Source organism: Streptomyces decoyicus, assembly GCF_019880305.1.
GTDB lineage: Bacteria > Actinomycetota > Actinomycetes > Streptomycetales > Streptomycetaceae > Streptomyces > Streptomyces decoyicus.
In genome coordinates this window covers 1,346,199-1,362,546 of sequence record NZ_CP082301.1, presented here as the reverse complement: position 1 = coordinate 1,362,546, position 16,348 = coordinate 1,346,199, and the positions used below count along the sequence as shown (strand labels likewise).

General features: G+C 68.6%; 11 protein-coding genes. All 11 read right to left on the bottom strand.

Translation table 11 applies throughout. From position 1 onward, the window contains the following. Positions 1 to 22: 22 nt before the first annotated feature. Positions 23 to 802 (bottom strand): hypothetical protein, encoded by a 780-nt coding sequence (locus tag K7C20_RS05920; RefSeq protein ID WP_048829367.1) that lies wholly within the window; start codon positions 800 to 802, stop codon positions 23 to 25. Further along, positions 799 to 4,047: an ICP22 family protein gene (locus K7C20_RS05915; RefSeq protein WP_052414306.1), complete on the bottom strand. Its 3,249-nt coding sequence runs from the start codon at positions 4,045 to 4,047 to the stop codon at positions 799 to 801. The genes K7C20_RS05920 and K7C20_RS05915 overlap by 4 nt, the downstream gene beginning before the upstream one ends. After that, on the bottom strand, positions 4,044 to 4,499 hold the full coding sequence (locus K7C20_RS05910; protein WP_053210540.1) for a DUF6507 family protein: 456 nt from the start codon (positions 4,497 to 4,499) through the stop codon (positions 4,044 to 4,046). The genes K7C20_RS05915 and K7C20_RS05910 overlap by 4 nt, the downstream gene beginning before the upstream one ends. Before the next feature lie 125 nt (positions 4,500 to 4,624). Then, positions 4,625 to 4,936 (bottom strand): pore-forming ESAT-6 family protein, encoded by a 312-nt coding sequence (locus K7C20_RS05905; protein WP_030080780.1) that lies wholly within the window; start codon positions 4,934 to 4,936, stop codon positions 4,625 to 4,627. Positions 4,937 to 4,984: 48 nt separating this feature from the next. Next, positions 4,985 to 5,317, bottom strand: a complete 333-nt coding sequence (locus K7C20_RS05900; RefSeq protein ID WP_030080778.1) for a hypothetical protein — start codon at positions 5,315 to 5,317, stop codon at positions 4,985 to 4,987. A 202-nt stretch (positions 5,318 to 5,519) separates the two neighbouring features. Next, positions 5,520 to 6,938, bottom strand: a complete 1,419-nt coding sequence (locus tag K7C20_RS05895; RefSeq protein ID WP_030080777.1) for a DUF6177 family protein — start codon at positions 6,936 to 6,938, stop codon at positions 5,520 to 5,522. 85 nt (positions 6,939 to 7,023) lie between these two features. Continuing rightward, positions 7,024 to 10,998: a type VII secretion protein EccCa gene (gene eccCa / locus K7C20_RS05890; protein ID WP_053210514.1), complete on the bottom strand. Its 3,975-nt coding sequence runs from the start codon at positions 10,996 to 10,998 to the stop codon at positions 7,024 to 7,026. A 36-nt stretch (positions 10,999 to 11,034) separates the two neighbouring features. Then, entirely contained in the window at positions 11,035 to 12,264 is a 1,230-nt protein-coding gene (locus K7C20_RS05885) for a MinD/ParA family ATP-binding protein (protein ID WP_053210515.1), read from the bottom strand. Between the two features lie 61 nt (positions 12,265 to 12,325). Then, positions 12,326 to 13,681, bottom strand: a complete 1,356-nt coding sequence (gene eccD / locus K7C20_RS05880) for a type VII secretion integral membrane protein EccD (RefSeq protein WP_053210516.1) — start codon at positions 13,679 to 13,681, stop codon at positions 12,326 to 12,328. Between the two features lie 159 nt (positions 13,682 to 13,840). Beyond that, on the bottom strand, positions 13,841 to 14,119 hold the full coding sequence (locus K7C20_RS05875; RefSeq protein ID WP_030080767.1) for a hypothetical protein: 279 nt from the start codon (positions 14,117 to 14,119) through the stop codon (positions 13,841 to 13,843). Positions 14,120 to 15,139: 1,020 nt separating this feature from the next. After that, positions 15,140 to 16,117 carry a PP2C family protein-serine/threonine phosphatase gene (locus K7C20_RS05870; protein WP_246655291.1) on the bottom strand — a complete coding sequence of 326 codons (978 nt, stop codon included), beginning with the start codon at positions 16,115 to 16,117 and terminating at the stop codon, positions 15,140 to 15,142. Positions 16,118 to 16,348: the final 231 nt, after the last annotated feature.

Genomic DNA, 16,348 nt, shown 5'->3' with positions numbered 1-16,348 from the left:
CGAGCAGGCAAGAACGTGACGGTCACGGTGTGGCCGAAGGGGAGCCAAGGATCTTCGCCGTCACCGATTCGATGAACGCGGCAGCCTCGATCTCTGTGATCTTGACATGGTCCACTTCGTTGTGACCGAGGTCGTACAGATTGAGGTACTCGGTCGGCTCCCAGCGGAGGCGCCGGGTGAAGGCTTCGTCATACGTCTGGCCTTCGTCGATTCGACGCCGGACGATTCCGCGCGGTTTGTGCCGGGGGTAGCCCTCGCTGACCTTCGCGTAGTAGGTGATCTGGCCTTCGGCATCGAGCGCGTCGAGTGTCGCTGGGGCGAGCGTGACGAAAGACGTGGCGGAAGCGTTGCTCTCCACGTTGCCGAGCCGGATCATCACGCCGTTGAGGTCGAGATACTCCTCCAGGTAGTACCCGCCGCCCCGTTCGTACATGAGGAGTAGCGGTTCATAGGGGTCCGGCAGATCGGCAGGCAGATCGTCTCGGACGTCACGCAGCGCCGCCCACCGGATAGCGGCTCGGCAGGTCCGCTTCAGCGAAGTCGGGGCGAGCCCGGCCAGGACTTCTTCCACTTCGGCGGCGACATCGGGGGGTGTCTGGAACTCCGCATCGACGTGCTCCGCGACGTCGAAGAAAGGCCAGGACTGCTCTGCCCCACAAGCACGCGCCCACAGAGCGGCTCGTCGGAGGTATTCGCGCATGAGCAAAGCGCGCGAATTGGCGTGATCGGATGCCGCGAAATCGTCGGCCCAGTCAATGGCACGCAGTCGCTCCAACACCCTGCGTGAAGAATTCTCGGTCACTTCAGGTCCACCCCCTTGGCTCGCAGTTCCTTAACAATATCCTTCACGAAGTCATCGATGTTGGACAAATCAGCGGCCAGATCCGTCTTGGGGTGCCTGAGGCCAAGCTTCTGCCACTGCCTCCCGAAACCACCCCGTGCAGGGTTGGGCGCCAGGTCGTGTGCACCTGCTGCAGACAGGCTCTTCGGCGACCTCCTGCCTTCGAATTCACCCTCGTCGCCCCACCTCCACAGGCCCGTCTCGTCGTACACGTACGGCAGACCCCCCTTCATCAGCCGGCTCTCCACGTACTCGTGTGTCATCAGGTGCCTGAATTCCACGATCTGGTCCGCGTCCAGGGTTCCCTTGCGGGCACCGTCCCACAGTTCAGCCAGGTCATCGCGAGGCGTGAAGAGACCACGCTTAGACTCCCCGGGCCGGGTGACCACGTCGTGCTGTTCCTTGATCATATGGGTCTTCACCTGCCGGATGACGGCCTCAGCGATACCGGTGTTACGGGCCATCACGGGGACGTCAACGTGATTGGGTGTGGCCCGGAGCGATTCGTACACACCAGCCGCATAATCCGAGGGCTTTTCGACCCAACCGGCTCCTCCCCAGCCGCCGTTGGGTCCGTGGGCGTACGGATTCTCCGCATTGCCCGCAGCGTCCAGCGCATCGTCACGCAGTCCACTGATGTCTACCGCGTCTTTGCCCAAGCCCCCGACATCGTCGCCCACCGCCCCGAGGTCGTGAGCCGTCGAGTCGAGGTCTTTGCCGAGTGCGGCTGCCACATCGTCCGCGCCGTGTGCACCGATCCTGATGGCACCCGCATCATGCGGTACCGGCACCTTGCCGAACAGTTCGGCCTGCTTGACCTTGATCGCGGCAATCTCGTCGCGGGAGACTCCGGGCAGGCGCTCCTTCTCGTACAGGACGTGGCCGTCCATCTTGGCCACAAAGCTATCGGCTGTGTGGAATTGCAGCTCGAAGACCTGGCCACTGACCGGGTCGCGCCAGGTTGAGTTAATTCCCTTGTAGCCGACGGAGTCCCAGGTGTTCTTGAACGTGACGTTCTCGAACCCCCTGGCCTGCAGGTCGTTGATCGCCTGCTGCACTCCGTGGGTGTAACGGTTGCTCGGGACCTCCATCGTGTAGCGGATGGAGTCCTTGATATCGCCGAGCGCTCGGCCGTGGTCCATGCCGATGTCTTCAAGCATGTCAGTGGCGAGCTTGCGCTTGAGGGAGTCCTCCCCCTTGAGGCGGTACTCCAGGCCGATCAACTTCCCGTCGTCGGCCTTGCCAGCGATGTCCTGCATCGCCTCAGTGATGCGCGGCTCCGCCTCAGCGGACCTGCGCATGAAGTCGTCCGCGGCGGCGTTCGCTTCCTGGTCTAGATGTAGGCCGTTCTCGCCCGCCCATGATCCGTCGGCCCGATTGCTTTGCGGCCCGACAGGCGTTGTTTCACCAGGACCGTCGGCGTCGCCGACGCCGCCGGGCGCGTGGTCCCCACTGGATGAGTTCGTCGGGTCGTGCCCGTGGTCACCGCTGGTCGGGGTGTCGGTGGTGTGGCCACTGCCACCGACTGTGTTGTCGTCCAGGCTATTCGTGGGCATGTGGTCGCCCACGTTTCCGCCGGGGGCGCCATGGCCGTCGGCGCGGCCCATGGGGGTGTTGTCGTGTGAGCCAGCGGCGCCGTGGCCTGCGTTGTCGCCGGTGCGGGCCGGGTCGGGGATGTCCGGGCCGACGCGTGTGAAGTCGTCGCCCCGTCCGCCGACGCCGGCCGGGACCCGCTGTTCCTGGTGGGCCGGGGTCTCGATTCGTGGGTTGTCCGCTCCCGTGGCGGGTTGGGCGGGGTTGCCCTGGGGGGCGTCCTTGGCGTCTTGGAGCAGGCTGCCGTCGTCCTTGCTGTAGAGGTGGCCGGCGGCGTCCGTGTAGTTCCCCGTGAAGGGGTCCTTCACTGTGTGCGCGGGGAGGGTTACCGTGCCTTCGGGCAGCTCGATTCTGCCGCCCGGGAGTTTGGTCGCCCCTTCCGGAATGGCGGCGCCTTCGGGCAGTTGGATCGTGCCGTCCGGCATCTTGGCGGCTCCCTCGGGCAGGCTGTAGGCGCCCTCGGAGATCTTCGGGGTCTCGACGTGGCCGAGGCCCTTGAGGTGGGCCATCAGGTCGCCGACCTTTGACAGGCCCGCACCGGCGCCCTTGATGACGTAGGTCATCGGGTCGACGGCGCTGCCCACCTTGCTGACGACGGACAGACCCTTGGCCAGCCCGCCCGCCTTGCCGGCGCCCTGCACGGCGGCACCGCCACCGCGGGTGAAGAGGGCGGTCACGATGTTGAAGGTGACTGCGCCGGCGGCTCGGGAGCCGTTCGTTTCCCACTGGTCCCAGGCCACAAGAGCCTTGCCGGTATCCAGCACCGCGGTACGCGAGTCCCGCAGCCAGGAGGGGAGCATCTTCCCCGGCGCCATCCAGTAGGCGACGTTCAATCCGGGCGTGGTGGTGATCGCCACTGCGGTGGAGAGCTTGGCCAGACCGAGCCACGCCTCGCCGGCGGCGTCCCCGCCGTGCCCGCCGAACAGGGTGTAGATGCCGTCGATGGTGCCCCCCACGCCGTCGACGATGAAGCCCTTGCCGAAGTCGTAGGCGTGTTCCCACACCTGCCACCAGGGAACGGATTCTTCGACCGTGTCGCCCCAGGGAAGGCTCTTGGATGCCTTGAGGGCTTCGGCGTCGTAGCCGTATCCCTTCTTGTGGGAGGCGTCGATTGTGTGGAGCGCCTTGCCGCCGGGTACCAGCGCGACGATCTTGGCGTGGCAGTCGCGTTCGGCTTCCTGGAACGCGGCCCAGACCTCGGCGATCTTGTTGCGGCGATTGAGGTTCTCGTCGGTCAGGTCGCCGTCCTCGCTCCAGTCGTCTTCGGCGGCCTCGTTGTCGCGGAAATCGGCGGCCTCCTGCTTGAGCTGGTTCAGCCGGTGGATCAGTGGCCTGATCTCGCGGGCGTAGGTGCTCAGAGCCCCGGCGATGACATGCATGTCGTCACTCAGGTCGTGTGCCGTGCGCTCCACCGGCTTGGTGACGCCGAACAGCTGCTCCGCCTCGGGCGCCTTGTAGAAGGCAGCCAGTCCGCCGAAGGACTTGTGGACGTCCGAGCCGGCGGTTCGGACCTTGGAGCCGCCGTGGGACAGTGCCTTCGTCTTGGCTTCCAGAACGTCCAGATCACCGGTGAAGACCGGTACATCGGCCGGGTCGACCGGTCCGCCGCTCACTTCTTCTTCCCCCCGAAGTCCTTGAGAGCGTCCAGCCGCACGGTATGGGCGGCGTTCTGGGCGTTCTTGGCCGCCTCCAGATCGCCTTGGACGTATTCATTGGTGGCTTTGGCAGCCCCCAGGACGGCGGCCTGGCAGCGATCGGCCATTGCCTTCATGTGCGGCTTGTGTTTCGTCACGTACTCGGCCAGGGCCGCGGCGACCGGCCCCGTCGCCGTCTGCGTGAACAGGGAGGTGGCCGCCGGTCCCAACGGCTTGTTCCTCGGCGCCCACGGTCCGGGCGACAGCGGCGTTCGGGCCTGCGTGCCCGGCACGGCCGTACCCGCAGCCTGAGCAGCCTCCTGGATGTCAGAAAGCAGTGTGGTGAGGGCTTTCCCCAGATCTTCGGCATGCGTGCCGACGACCTTCAACTGGCCCTGCACTCCCTGCGGCTGAATGTCCCATGACGCCATGAACGCCCCCTGCGTACATATTTCTTGCACCGGCGCCGCGACCCACGCGGCGCCGCCCCCCACGGCCGGCAACCCGTCCGCGCACTCCGACGGATTGCCTGATCTGTCGATGCGCTGAGGCCGGCTCAGCCGATGTTGTCGACCGCGGACTTCGCGCGTGCGAGCGTCTGGTGCGCGGTGCCGTCGTTCTTCTCCAGCGTCGTCTTCAGCAGCTGGATGATGCTCCTGACCTCCTGCGAGGCGCGGTTCCAGCGCAGTTCCTTGCCGTGGTACTCCTCCGCGACACCATCCGCGGCGAAATCCGACATCGCCGCCTTCACCTGCGCATCACGCGCCGCGATCACTTGCTCCAGGCGCGCGATCACCGCCTGGATGTTGCCTTGCGCCTCCGCGGACGCACCCGTGTCGTACGAACGACGGTCCATGCCGGCAGCCATCACAATCACTCCCCCTGAGATCTGAGTACTTCTGTCGCCTGCGGGCTGTCAGCGGCCCGAGAAGCGGGCGGCGTCGAAGTTTGCCGCCGACATCTGCGACCGGGCGTTGTCGGCCTGCTCCTGGTCGCCCGAGCCGAATGCCGTCTCCATGCCCGACTGTCCGCCCACAATCGCGGCCAGCGCACTGTTCAACTCCGCCGCGATCTCGTCCGAGTGCGACTTGAACGAGTCGAATGCCGCCTTGCCCGACCCGTTGAACTTGCCTTCCAACGGCTGTGCTGCTTGCACGAGCTGACGGATCAACGTCCCCAGTTCCGTGCTCGATCCCTGCGACTTCGACCTCAGGGTCGAGAGCGTCTGCGCCCCCATGTCGAACTTCATCAGGCTCCCCCCGCCAGACTTGACGATCGTATGTACGGTCATGCCTATCAATTGCGAAGTCATTGGTGCAATCCGCAATCCCGATGCTATGCCCAAGGTCTGACAACGGCTCAAAACAGCCTGGAGCCCACCCACCTGCCAATGCCTGCAGGGTGCTTGGCAGGGAGGTCCACGCGCACGTTCCCCCCTGTGCCAGGTGCTCTCACTCGCCTTTCAGATGCCGCATCAGGCGTTCGAAGTCCTGCCAGCCCGACAGGTCCAACGGGTCCCCGGGCAGCGGGTAGTACATCGCAGGGCGGGTCTTCGGACCGAGGGGGACAGGCGGCTTGGACAGTGGCGTCTTCCGGGCACGGTCGCCGGGCATCTGGCGGACCTCGTCCGCGCCGAGCACGAAGGCGAGTGGGACACCGGGCCCCTCGAAGTGGGGCGGCACCGCCAGATCCCGGCGAGCTTTGCGGATCTGGATGAGCATCGACAGGAGGCGGTGGCGGGTGGCGAGCAGCTCCGCGGCCCTGGGGAGGGAGTCCACCGGCGGCTTCTCGTCGGGGCCGTAGCCGAACATCAGCGTGACGTACTCCTCCACGCCCGCCTTCGTCCGGCTGACGCGCACCGTGGCGAGGCCGGGCCGGTCAGGGCTGCCGACCACCACGAACCAGGTCGGCTCGGGCGCTCGCTCGTAGGCGAGGTCGGTCATCTGGCGCGGCGACCAGGGGAGGTTGGCGGGTTCCGCGGTTCCCCACCCAGCTGGAGGCTCACCGGTGAGTTCGCGCCACATCGACTCCAGCGCGCCGCCGAGGACCAGACGGTCGTCTGCGGGGTGGACCGTGCGGAAGGTAATGGCCAGCTGCTGCTCGCCGGTGTCCGTGACCTCCTGGTAGGAGGCGGCGACCGGGGTGCGGGGGTCGTCAGCGGTCGCGTCGGCCGCCGCCACCGGTGCGAACATGCCGTCCTGCCAGCGCAGGACGGCTCCGGACTGTCCGTCGTAGTAGCCGTCCCGCTCGTCGCGCACGACCCAGCGGGACGGCCAGTTGCTCAGGCCGGCGCGTACGGCCGGGGAGAGCGTGGTTCCTGCCGGGGTGACGACCTGGAGGCCCAGCTCGTCGCCGGCGGCGGACTGGAACGCGTCCTGGAGCCAGGCTGTCATGGCAACCACCGGGCGGTCCTGGATGACGACGGCGACCTTGTCGGTAAGGACGTCGACGGCGGGCTGCCCGGCGGCGGGCGTGGGCGCAACGCTCACACCGTCGGTCTTCACCACCGCCAGGGACTGCGCGGCCTCAGGCGGCCAGGCCGAGCCGTCGGCCAAAGCGGCCAGCCGGGCCGCGAAGGTGCCCGCCAGCCGCTCGGCTTCTTCCACACCGGTGGTAGCGCGGGCCTCTGTCCACCAGTACGGCACCGGTGGCGGGGTGGCTCCGAGCAGCCGCTCGGCCTCGCCGGCGACCTGCACGAGCAGCGGTGCCTCGACGGAGACGAGGGGGCGTCCTTCCTCGTCGCACAGCCGCACGACGGCACCCTCGCCTGTCGTGTCCACTAGCTTGTCCGGGCCACCGGAGAGCAGTCCCGCGAGCATGGCCGACGGGTCGGGCATGCGTTGGGTGAGGGCGATGACGTCCTTGGTCATGTTGTTCTCGTCCGGTCCTTCGTCGTTCGGGGCATGGATGCCGTACGTCTCGTGGTCCGCGTGGGCGGGAGAGCCCTCCTGAATGTCACGCGGGGGAGTACACGGTCTGGATCAGACGATTGGCCTGGCCCCTGCGGATGAGGACACCGCGGCCCGGCGGCTGCCAGGAGGCGTACACGCCGGGGAACAGCTGGCCTTCGCCGCGGTCACCTGCCATGAGGAGCGCGGAGGATCCCGACTCGCGCAGGCCCTGCACCAGGGGCTCGTAGATGCCGCGTGAGGCGCCTGCGACGCGGCGGGTGAGGACGAAGTGAAGACCGATGTCCACTGCGGAGGGGATGTACGGCAGGAAGCGGGCCAGCGGTTCCTGGCCGGCGGTGGTCAGGATGTCGTAGTCGTCGACGAGGACCACGATCCGCGGGCCGCCGCCCCAGCTGCCCGGTTCCAGGTCCTCGAGGCCTGCGCCGTCATCGGGAAGTCGCTTGTCCAACTCGGTGCAGACCGCGGCGGCGAGGCCCGCGCACAGCTTGGCGTTGTAGGCGTAGCCGCCGTTGAACTCCTCGGGGATCGCGCCGCGCAGGCTGCGCCTGGGGTCCATGACGGCGAAGACCAGCTCGTCCTGGCTGTAGCGCTCCATGAGGCCGCTGGCGATGGTCTTGAGGAGGTTCGTCTTGCCGCACTCGCTGTCGCCCATGATCAGCAGATGCTGGTCGTGCTGGAACAGGTCCAGCAGAGCGGGTTCGAGTGCGGTCTGGTCCAGGCCGATGGGCACCCGCTGGGGTTCTGCGACCGGGCCCGGCAGGAGGTGGGGCTCAAGGACGTGCGGCAGTACCCGTACCGGCTGGGCGACCTCGCCGCTCCAGGTGGCACGGATCGTCCGGGCCGCACGCGCCAGAACCGCGCCCAGGTCCCCGGTGTCAGGAAGCGAGTCCGTACGGGGAAGCGCGACCTGCGCGAAGAGCCTGCCGGCGGTCAGGACGCGGCCGGGCTCGTCGGGGGAGAGGGTCATTGCCAGCTTGCTGTCGATGCTGGATTCGCCGGGGTCGTTGAGCCGTAGCTCGACGCGGGTGCCGAAGTTCGACTGGACGGCGATGCGCACGTCGTTCCAGCGGAGCATGCCCGCCACGACGTGGATGCCGTAACCGCCGCCGCGTTGAAGGATGTCGGCGACATCGTCCTCCAGCTCTTCGAAGTCGTCGCGCAGCGCGCCGAAGCCGTCGATGACGAGCACGATCTCGGCGGAGGCCAGCTGGGGCAGCCGGCCCGCCGCGTGCAGGTCGCGAAGCTGCTCGACGGAGTCGATGCCGTGCTCGCGGAAGAGGCCCTCCCTGGCGGCGAGCATGGTTCGTACCTCGTCGACGGTGCGGGCCACCCGCTCACGGTCGACGCGACCTGCGATACCCCCGACGTGCGGCAGGCCCGCCAGGGCCGCCAGGCCGCCGCCGACCAGGTCGAGGCCGTAGACGCCGACCTCCTGCGGGGTGTGGGTCAGCGCCAGCGAGAGGACGAGGGTGCGCAGGAGCGTGGTCTTGCCGGACTGCGGGCCGCCGATGACGGCGGCGTGGCCGCCCGCCACCGTCAGGTCCAGGTGCCACTGGCCCTGCCACTGTCTGGCCGGATCGTCGAGCAGACCGAGAGGTACCTCCAGTGGGGCGCGGCGCCCCGCGAGCTGCATACCGCGCGCACCGACGTTCAGGGGGCCGGCGACCGCGTCCAGGGCGATCGCGTCGGGCAGCGGGGGCAGCCAGATGCGGCGCACCGCACCGGCGGCGTTCGCCAGCTGCTCGACAACGACGCTCAGCTCGGTCGGCCCGGTATCGCGGCGCCGCATCGCAGGCTCCTGCGCGTCCGCATCTTCCTCAGTGGAAAGGGTGTTGAAGGTGTCGTAGGGGAGGGCGAGGGGGCCGCTGTCCTCGTCGTCAGGGCGCTGCGCGGGGCCGCGGTAGGCGCCCGAGACGTAGCTTGCCTTGAAACGCTCGTAGTGGCTGGTGTCGACTTTGAGGTAGCCGAATCCTGGCAGCGGCGGCAGGTGGAAGGCGTCCGTGGTGTCCAGGACCGTACGGGATTCGTCGGCGGAGAAGGTGCGCAGGCCGAGCCGGTACGAGAGGTAGGTGTCCAGACCTTTGAGGTTGCCGCCCTCGATGCGCTGGCTGGACAGCAGCAGGTGTACCCCGATGGAGCGGCCGATGCGGCCGATGGACAGGAACAGGTCGATGAAGTCCGGTTTGGCGGTGAGCAGTTCGCCGAACTCGTCGATGACGACGAACAGGTGCGGCAGCGGCTCCAGGTCGGGCCGCCGGCTGGCGCGCAGTGCGGCGTAGTCACCGATGTCGGCGATGTTGCCCGCGTCCTTGAGGACCTGCTGGCGGCGCTTGACCTCGCCGGCGAGCGAGGCGTGGACGCGCTCGACGAGGCCGGCCTGGTTCTCCAGGTTGGTGATGACACCGGCGACGTGCGGCAGGTTCGCGAACGGCGCGAAGGTCGCACCGCCCTTGTAGTCGATGAGGACCAGGGCGAGGTCCTCCGGCGGGTGCGTGGCCACGAGGGCGAGGACGAGGGTGCGCAGGAGTTCCGACTTCCCGGAGCCTGTGGCGCCGACGCACAGACCGTGCGGGCCCATGCCGAGCTCCGAGGACTCCTTGAGGTCCAGGAGCACCGGCTCGCGGGAGTCGTTGATGCCGATGGGGACGCGCAGGAAGGCACGCTCGCCGCGGGGCGCCCACAGACGCGACACGTCGAGCTGCGCCACGTCGTCGATGCCGAGCAGGTCGGCGAAGTCGACGGGCCCGGACAAGGGGGCGTCGGTGAGCGACTCGGCGGACAGGCGCAGCGGCGCCAGCATCCGGGCCAGGCCCTCGGCGAACGGGATGCCGGCCTCGTCCACGGTGCCGTGGACACTGACCGGCTCCTGCTCACGCAGATCCTCGATGATCACCCGATCGCCGTCGACGGTGATCCGGACGCCGACCTGTCCCGGCTCCTGGACCCGCTGTTCGAGCAGGTGCAGGACGGTGACGCCCATCTCCCGCAGGCCGACCGCCTCGTCGGGACGCGGCAGGTCCACGGCGTCCGCGCCGTGTCCGTCGGCGACGACGAGCAGCCGGGACGTCAGGGACAGGGCGTCCTTGCCGGACAGGCCGCGCCGCACCTCGGCCGCGTAGGAGGCCCGTCGGCGCAGTTCGGGGCCGAGCAGCCGGGCGAGTTGGGGCGCTGAGGGGGCGATGCGGCGAGCGGCGACGGGCCCGTCGAACTGCTCGGTGTCGAGCAGATGCGGCATCCACTTGGCCCACTCCCAGTCGGCGAGGCGGTCGCCGGGCGCGGCGAGCGCCATTGCCACGTCGTCGGGGGCGTGCATGGCGGCGGTCTGGACGAGCAGGGCGCGCGCGACGCGGAGGCAGTCCTCACGGGGACCGATGACGCTGACGTTGCCGGCACGGTCCAGCGGGACGGTCAGCGGCAGCTCGGTGCCGGTGCGGAAGCGGGCCATCAGCGCCGACGCCTCATTGAGCATGAAGCGGTCGGGCGGGGTGAGGACCGACGAGCCCTGCTGAGCGATCTGCAAGTCGCGCACGGGCATCTCGCCGGATCCGACCCGCACATGCAGGAAGTCGCCGTCGATGCGGCGGCGCTCCCACAGGCGAGCCGGATCGCGCACGATGTCGTAGAGGGCGGGTGGCGGCGGGTTGAGGACGTCGGCGCGCTCGCGCCTCTGACGTTCTTCGGCAGAGAGTTCTTCGCGCAGATCCTCCAGATAGGCGAGATACGCCTCGCGCTGGGTGCGCCGGGTGCGCTGGGCCTTGCCGCGCTGCGAGAAGACGAGCGCGACGGACCCGATGACGGTGACGACGAGGATGATCGCCCCGAGTCCGGCGAACTGGCTGTTGCGCACGACCGTCATCATCACCACGGACGACATGACACCGGCGACGGGCAGCAGCGACATCGCGATGTTGCCCGCCTTCCCCTCGGGGAGGTTGGGCGGGGCCTCGATGACGCGCGCCTCGGAGGCGGCCGGGGGCCTGGTGGCCCTAGCGGGGCGGTGTATCAGTCGGGTACTCATCGTCGTCCGTCATTCACGATCGGGCTCGGCATCTGGTCAGTGACGCTTTTGGGCGAGAGAAAGCTGGAAGACGTCCGCGGCGATGCGGGCAGCGGCTTCCCTGGTCGGGTGAGCCAGCAACTCGGTCTGGACTCGCCCACCGGCTGCCAAATGCCGGTCATACGGCAGAACCTGAACGCTTACCCCAGTGGACCTGAGCCTCTGGGCGGCCTCGTCGAGGTCGACTCCCGAGTGAGCTACCAGTTCGGTGAGCACGACGACCGTGCCGGCGATCACATGGCGAGGCAGCCCCTGCATCCACTGGAGCACCGAGAACGTACTGGTGACGCCTTCCGGCGTGGCGGGTGCGGTCAGCACCCGGCCATGGGCGGCGGCCAGCGCGACCCGGGCAACCTCCGTGGGCAATGTCTCGCAATCGATGACCATCACACCGAAATAGCGGCGCAACGCCACCACGGCCCGCTCGTACGACCGGCTGTCCAGCATGACGCCGATCTGTCCCTGGCTTGCGGGCAGCAGCCAGGCGTTGTTGGGGAGCTGGACGAGATAGCCGGTGACATCGAGCAGCGACATGTCCGCCTTGACGATGTCCGCGATATCGCTGGTCGTCCAGCGCAGCGCCTCGGCGCCGAGACGCAGCGGCAGCGAGCCGAGCGCCGGGTCGGCCTCCAAGAAGAGGACCGGGTCGTGCCGGTAATGCGCGTACGCGGTGCCGAGCAACGCGGCGACGGTCGACTTGCCGGACCCGCCCCGGATAGAGGTGATGGCGATCTGCCGACCGGTCGTCACGGGCTGCTGCAGCACCGCAGCGGTGCGGGTGATCGCGGCGACCTCGCTCGCGGCCGACGAGGAAAGCGTACGGCGCAGGGCACGTGCGGCACGCGCCGCGAAGGACTCGCCGTGCCGCGGCTTGCTGCGTAGCGTGCCGGCCAAGCCCTCGTCCACCACGGGCCGCGAGCCGATACCGCTCTGGGGCTGGGGGCCCGGGGCGTACGCGGCTGGGGCCTGCTGCTTCTGCTGCTGTTCCTGGTACCCGGCCTGCTGCGGCCAGCCGCCCGGATGACCCGCGTGCTGCTCCTGCCCGTACGGGTAGCCGGCCTGCGGTGGCGCGCCACCGCCAGGGGCGGCGTCCGGCGCCTGCATGCTCTGCACAGGGCCCGGCGCGGAAGCGCGGTACGTCTGTCCGCCGGGGCCTTGTGCACCTTGCTCGGCGCCGCCCCTCAGGTCGCGCAGCACATCACCCTGCCAGCCGTCTCCGCTCGGCATACCTGTTTATCCCCCCACTCTGCTGCCCTGCCCACAGCGCCAGCACATCGACTCAGAACTGTCAGAACTCGTTGAGCAGCTGCCCGTACACACCGAACACACCAAAGGCGAGCGGGAAGAGCCCCACCATGCCAATGGACTCGACCAGATCGCCCATCCGCCGCAGCCGCACCTGCACATGCTCGGGCACCTGCACCGCCAAAACGACCAACGGCAGCGTCGCAGCCACACACAGCACAGCCAGCGGCCCGACACCCCCCGCATGCTCCATCCACCACGTCACCAGGCGCACCACCAGGCACGACGCAGCAGCCAAGAGCGCAACAACCTCAACGACCAACGGGAACGCTCGCGCCCTCGACACCAGCACCACGACAACGAGCGCCGCCAGCACCACGGTCCATACGGTCGGCTTCTCGGCCAGCGTGAGCAGCCACCCGGCGGAGGCTGCCGAAATCGCCGTGACGATCGTCGAGAGGGCAAGGCCGCGGTGCGTCGCCGCCAGCGCGGTACCTACCTGGTGACGGCTGACGGAGACACCGCCCGAGCGGCGGTCATCGAGCGCTGTGAGTCCCGACGCCATCAGCGCAAGCCGCGGCAGCACACCGAGCACCACCAAAGAGAAGACAGCCATCACGGCACCGAGCCGGGCCGGATCACCCTGAACAGCGGCAACCGCCTCCCATGCAACGGCGAGAGCGGCAGTGGTTACCGCACCAACGAGCCCACCCTTGCCCAGCGGAGAGAAGTAACCAAGGAACACAAGCGTCACGACCAGCGCACCCGCCACGGCAGCGAGCCGCGCGGTGCCAGGCCAGCCGAACGCATCGGCAGCCGTCCACCCCGTGAGAACACCAAGCCCACCAGCGGCGAGTAGGAGGGCGGTCGCCAGCCCCCGGTTCCCCCGCCCGATCTTCGCGACGAGCGCACCGGCCGCCAGGAGCACAAGCGCTACAACTGACAGAGCACCGACCAGGGCGCCCAGCGGGAACTCACGGCGGGCGAGCAGTGCGGCGATCACGGCGAAGGCGACGGTGGCGACACCCGCACTGGCCCGGCGCGCAGCAGGACGCCAGCGCCAAGACCGCAGATCGAGGTCGTCAGCCACCTGATCGGTAACGTCGTGCACCACGGGAGCCGGCGGCGCAGAATGCGTCGTCACCAGCCGGAGCACGGCGCCGTCGGCTACACCGGCCGATGCCAGCGTGCTGTCGTACGGCAGGACAGAGCCGTCGGACGTAATCAATTGCCGGGCTACCGGCCGCGATGCGGGCCGATCGCCCAGCAACGGCAGGACATCCGGGATCAGCTGCCCGATCGGTGTATCGGAGAGCAGGACGACATCGGCCCGGCGTCGCTCGCCGACCAACGTCACTCGGCTCAGTTGCGTCCGGGAACTCGCTGCTCTGCTCACCACTTACCGGAACCTATCATCGCGGAGTTGACGAACTCTCTGGCCAAACGGGACATGCTTCCACTCTGACTCTGCGTCAGGGAATCCTTCTCCCGCCACGGGAGCTCTTCGCGCATTCGCTGGGAATGCCGCAAACTCTGTCCGGATCCGATCCGTTGGCTTCTAGGGTTTCGCCGACCTTGTCGGTTGCCCGTACTGCTGCATCTGACGCTGCTGCTTCTCCTGCTCCGCCTTCTGCGTGGCCAGCGTGTGCTGAAGGAACGACCACCCCACGCACCCCGCGCACAGGACAGCCGTGATCGCGATCCCCGCGAAGACCTTCCCCAGCCGCTCGTCCGCCGTGCGACGTCCCCGCTGCGCACCGAACAACAGGGCATCCCGCATCCTGCGACGGCGTACTGCCACCGACTCCAGCAGCTGACTGTCGTAATCCCGCGCCATTTCCTCGTCCGTCGCTTCAAGTCGCCTGCCGTACTCGCCATGGTCGATGAACCCTCGGCCATTGGCGTTCCATACGCTGGCCGTTACTCCGAGACCCTCATGCATGATGGCGCACTTCTGTGCCCGCCGTCGTCCGGCTGGCTCGTCGAGCACCGTCATGCGCCCGGTCGAAGCGGTGCATGGCGGGCCGACTCCAGATCTTCAGCGACCAGCCAGCACGTGTCCGCATGACGCACAGGCCCATGCCGGGACCAACCCCGCGGGTGCGGGGAGCAGCCGAGCGGACGCTGCTGCTGTCCTGGCTCATCGGGACCAACCTCGCATGCGCGGGGACTACCGGTGAATTGCTGCATGCAGGCTCCTGTCGCGGGGACCACAGCGAGCGAGGAGCGCGGGCCGTCGTCCGCGAGGGATCAACCCCGCATGCGCGGGGACCCAAGGGGCCACTTGAGGGACGTCGGGCGGAGCGCGTCATCGGGCTCGACGACGTCCGACAGGACATCGCCATGCTGCGGACCCGGACGGCCACGGCCGAGTAGGGATGGCGGTGTTCCACAGGCGCGAAGGCCATCACCGCCGAGCCGAAAGAGGCGCCGGCGAACACGCTGGGCATTCGTCGCATCATGTTCGCCGTCGACGACACCGAGGACGTCATTGCCCGCCCCGCACCCGCGGCGCCGAACTCGTCGGCGAGCTGGAGCAGTACGAGGACACCTATCGGCTCTGTTACGTCCGCGGCCCCGAGGGCATCATCGTCGGACTGGCCGAGCTGCTCGGCTGAAGGCTCCGCAGGGACCGTCCACCCACAGAGTCATCCGGGCAGCCGGGCGAGGCGTCGGGTGTGGCTTTCAGACTCCTGTCCCTTGTGCTTCCACCGATGGGCCGCCCGGCGGCGACTCGGCTGCCAAGGCGGAATGGCGAATGATCGCTCGGTAGGGAATCGACAGCGCGGTCGTCCGTGGGAGGCACCGGCAGCGCACCGGATGGAGGCATCACATGGCCGCGATCCGGGCCCCGGCCTTACTCCGAGGGCTCGCACAGGCGCACTGCGAGGGCGGCGATGTCGTCGTCCAGGCGTCCCCTGCTGTAGCGGAGGAGGTCGCGGTGAAGAGCCGTGAGCAGCTCGTGGGGCGGCGTCGGGGGCTGTTGGCGCATCCAGGCCGCCAGCGGGAAGAACCCGCCGTCGCGGGCGCGGGCCTCGGCGACCCCGTCGGTATAGAGAAGCAGCAGGTCGCCGGGGGTGAAGTCGAAGGTGTCAATGTTGTAGTGATCGCCGATCAGCTCCGCGAGGTTGAGCAGCGGCGAGGGGGTGGTGGGCTCAAGGGCACGGAGTTCCCCGCGGTTCAGGAGCAGCGGCGGGGGGTGGCCGCAGTTGAGGATGTCGATACGCCTGCCGTCGTGCGGGATCTCGACAAGGAGGGCGGTGGCGAAGCGCTCCATCGGCCCCTCGGGGGGAAAGGCGGCGTTGTAACGGGTGCTGCTGGCGTCCAGCCGGCGCGCGACGCTGATCATGTCGGCCTCGCCGTAGGCCGCCTCCCGGAAGGAGTTGACGATCGCCGCGGCCGCCCCCACTGCCGGCAGGCCCTTGCCCCGCACATCACCGATGAGCAGCCGGACCCCGAATCGCGTGTCGACCACCTCGTAGAAGTCCCCGCCGATACGGGCCTCCGCCGCGGCCGCGAGATACAGCGACTCGATCTCGACGCTCCCGAAGCGGCGCGGCATCGGACTCAGCACCACCTGCTGCGCCGCCTCGGCGACCAGCCGCACCTGAAAGAGGGTCCGCTCCCGCTGGAGCCGGACATGACTTCCGTACGCGGCCGCCACGGTGACCGCGATGATCCCCGCGGCCGTCCACCACGTCCCCAGACCGGGGAACACGATGCTGAGGCCGATCATCAGGAAAAGGCAGACCGTCCCCAGCAGGACGGTGGGGAGCACCGGCCACATAGCGGCGGCGAGGGCCGGCGCCGCGGGCAGGAGGCGACTGAAGGCCATTTCCGGGGGAGTGGCATATGCCAGGCTGGCAATGACGACGGTGAGGATCACCGGCGACAGCCGCACAAGCCTCCGTCGGCCGTGGCGACGCCGGAGCCGCGGCCGTCCAGACTCGATCACACTTCACAGAATATCTACGCAAAGAGGACATGGCGCTCTGACGGATGGGAGTCGGCCGCCTGTCCCGGGCCGGCTCGCCGGCTTTGGCGATATCGCACCTGTTCCGCGCGG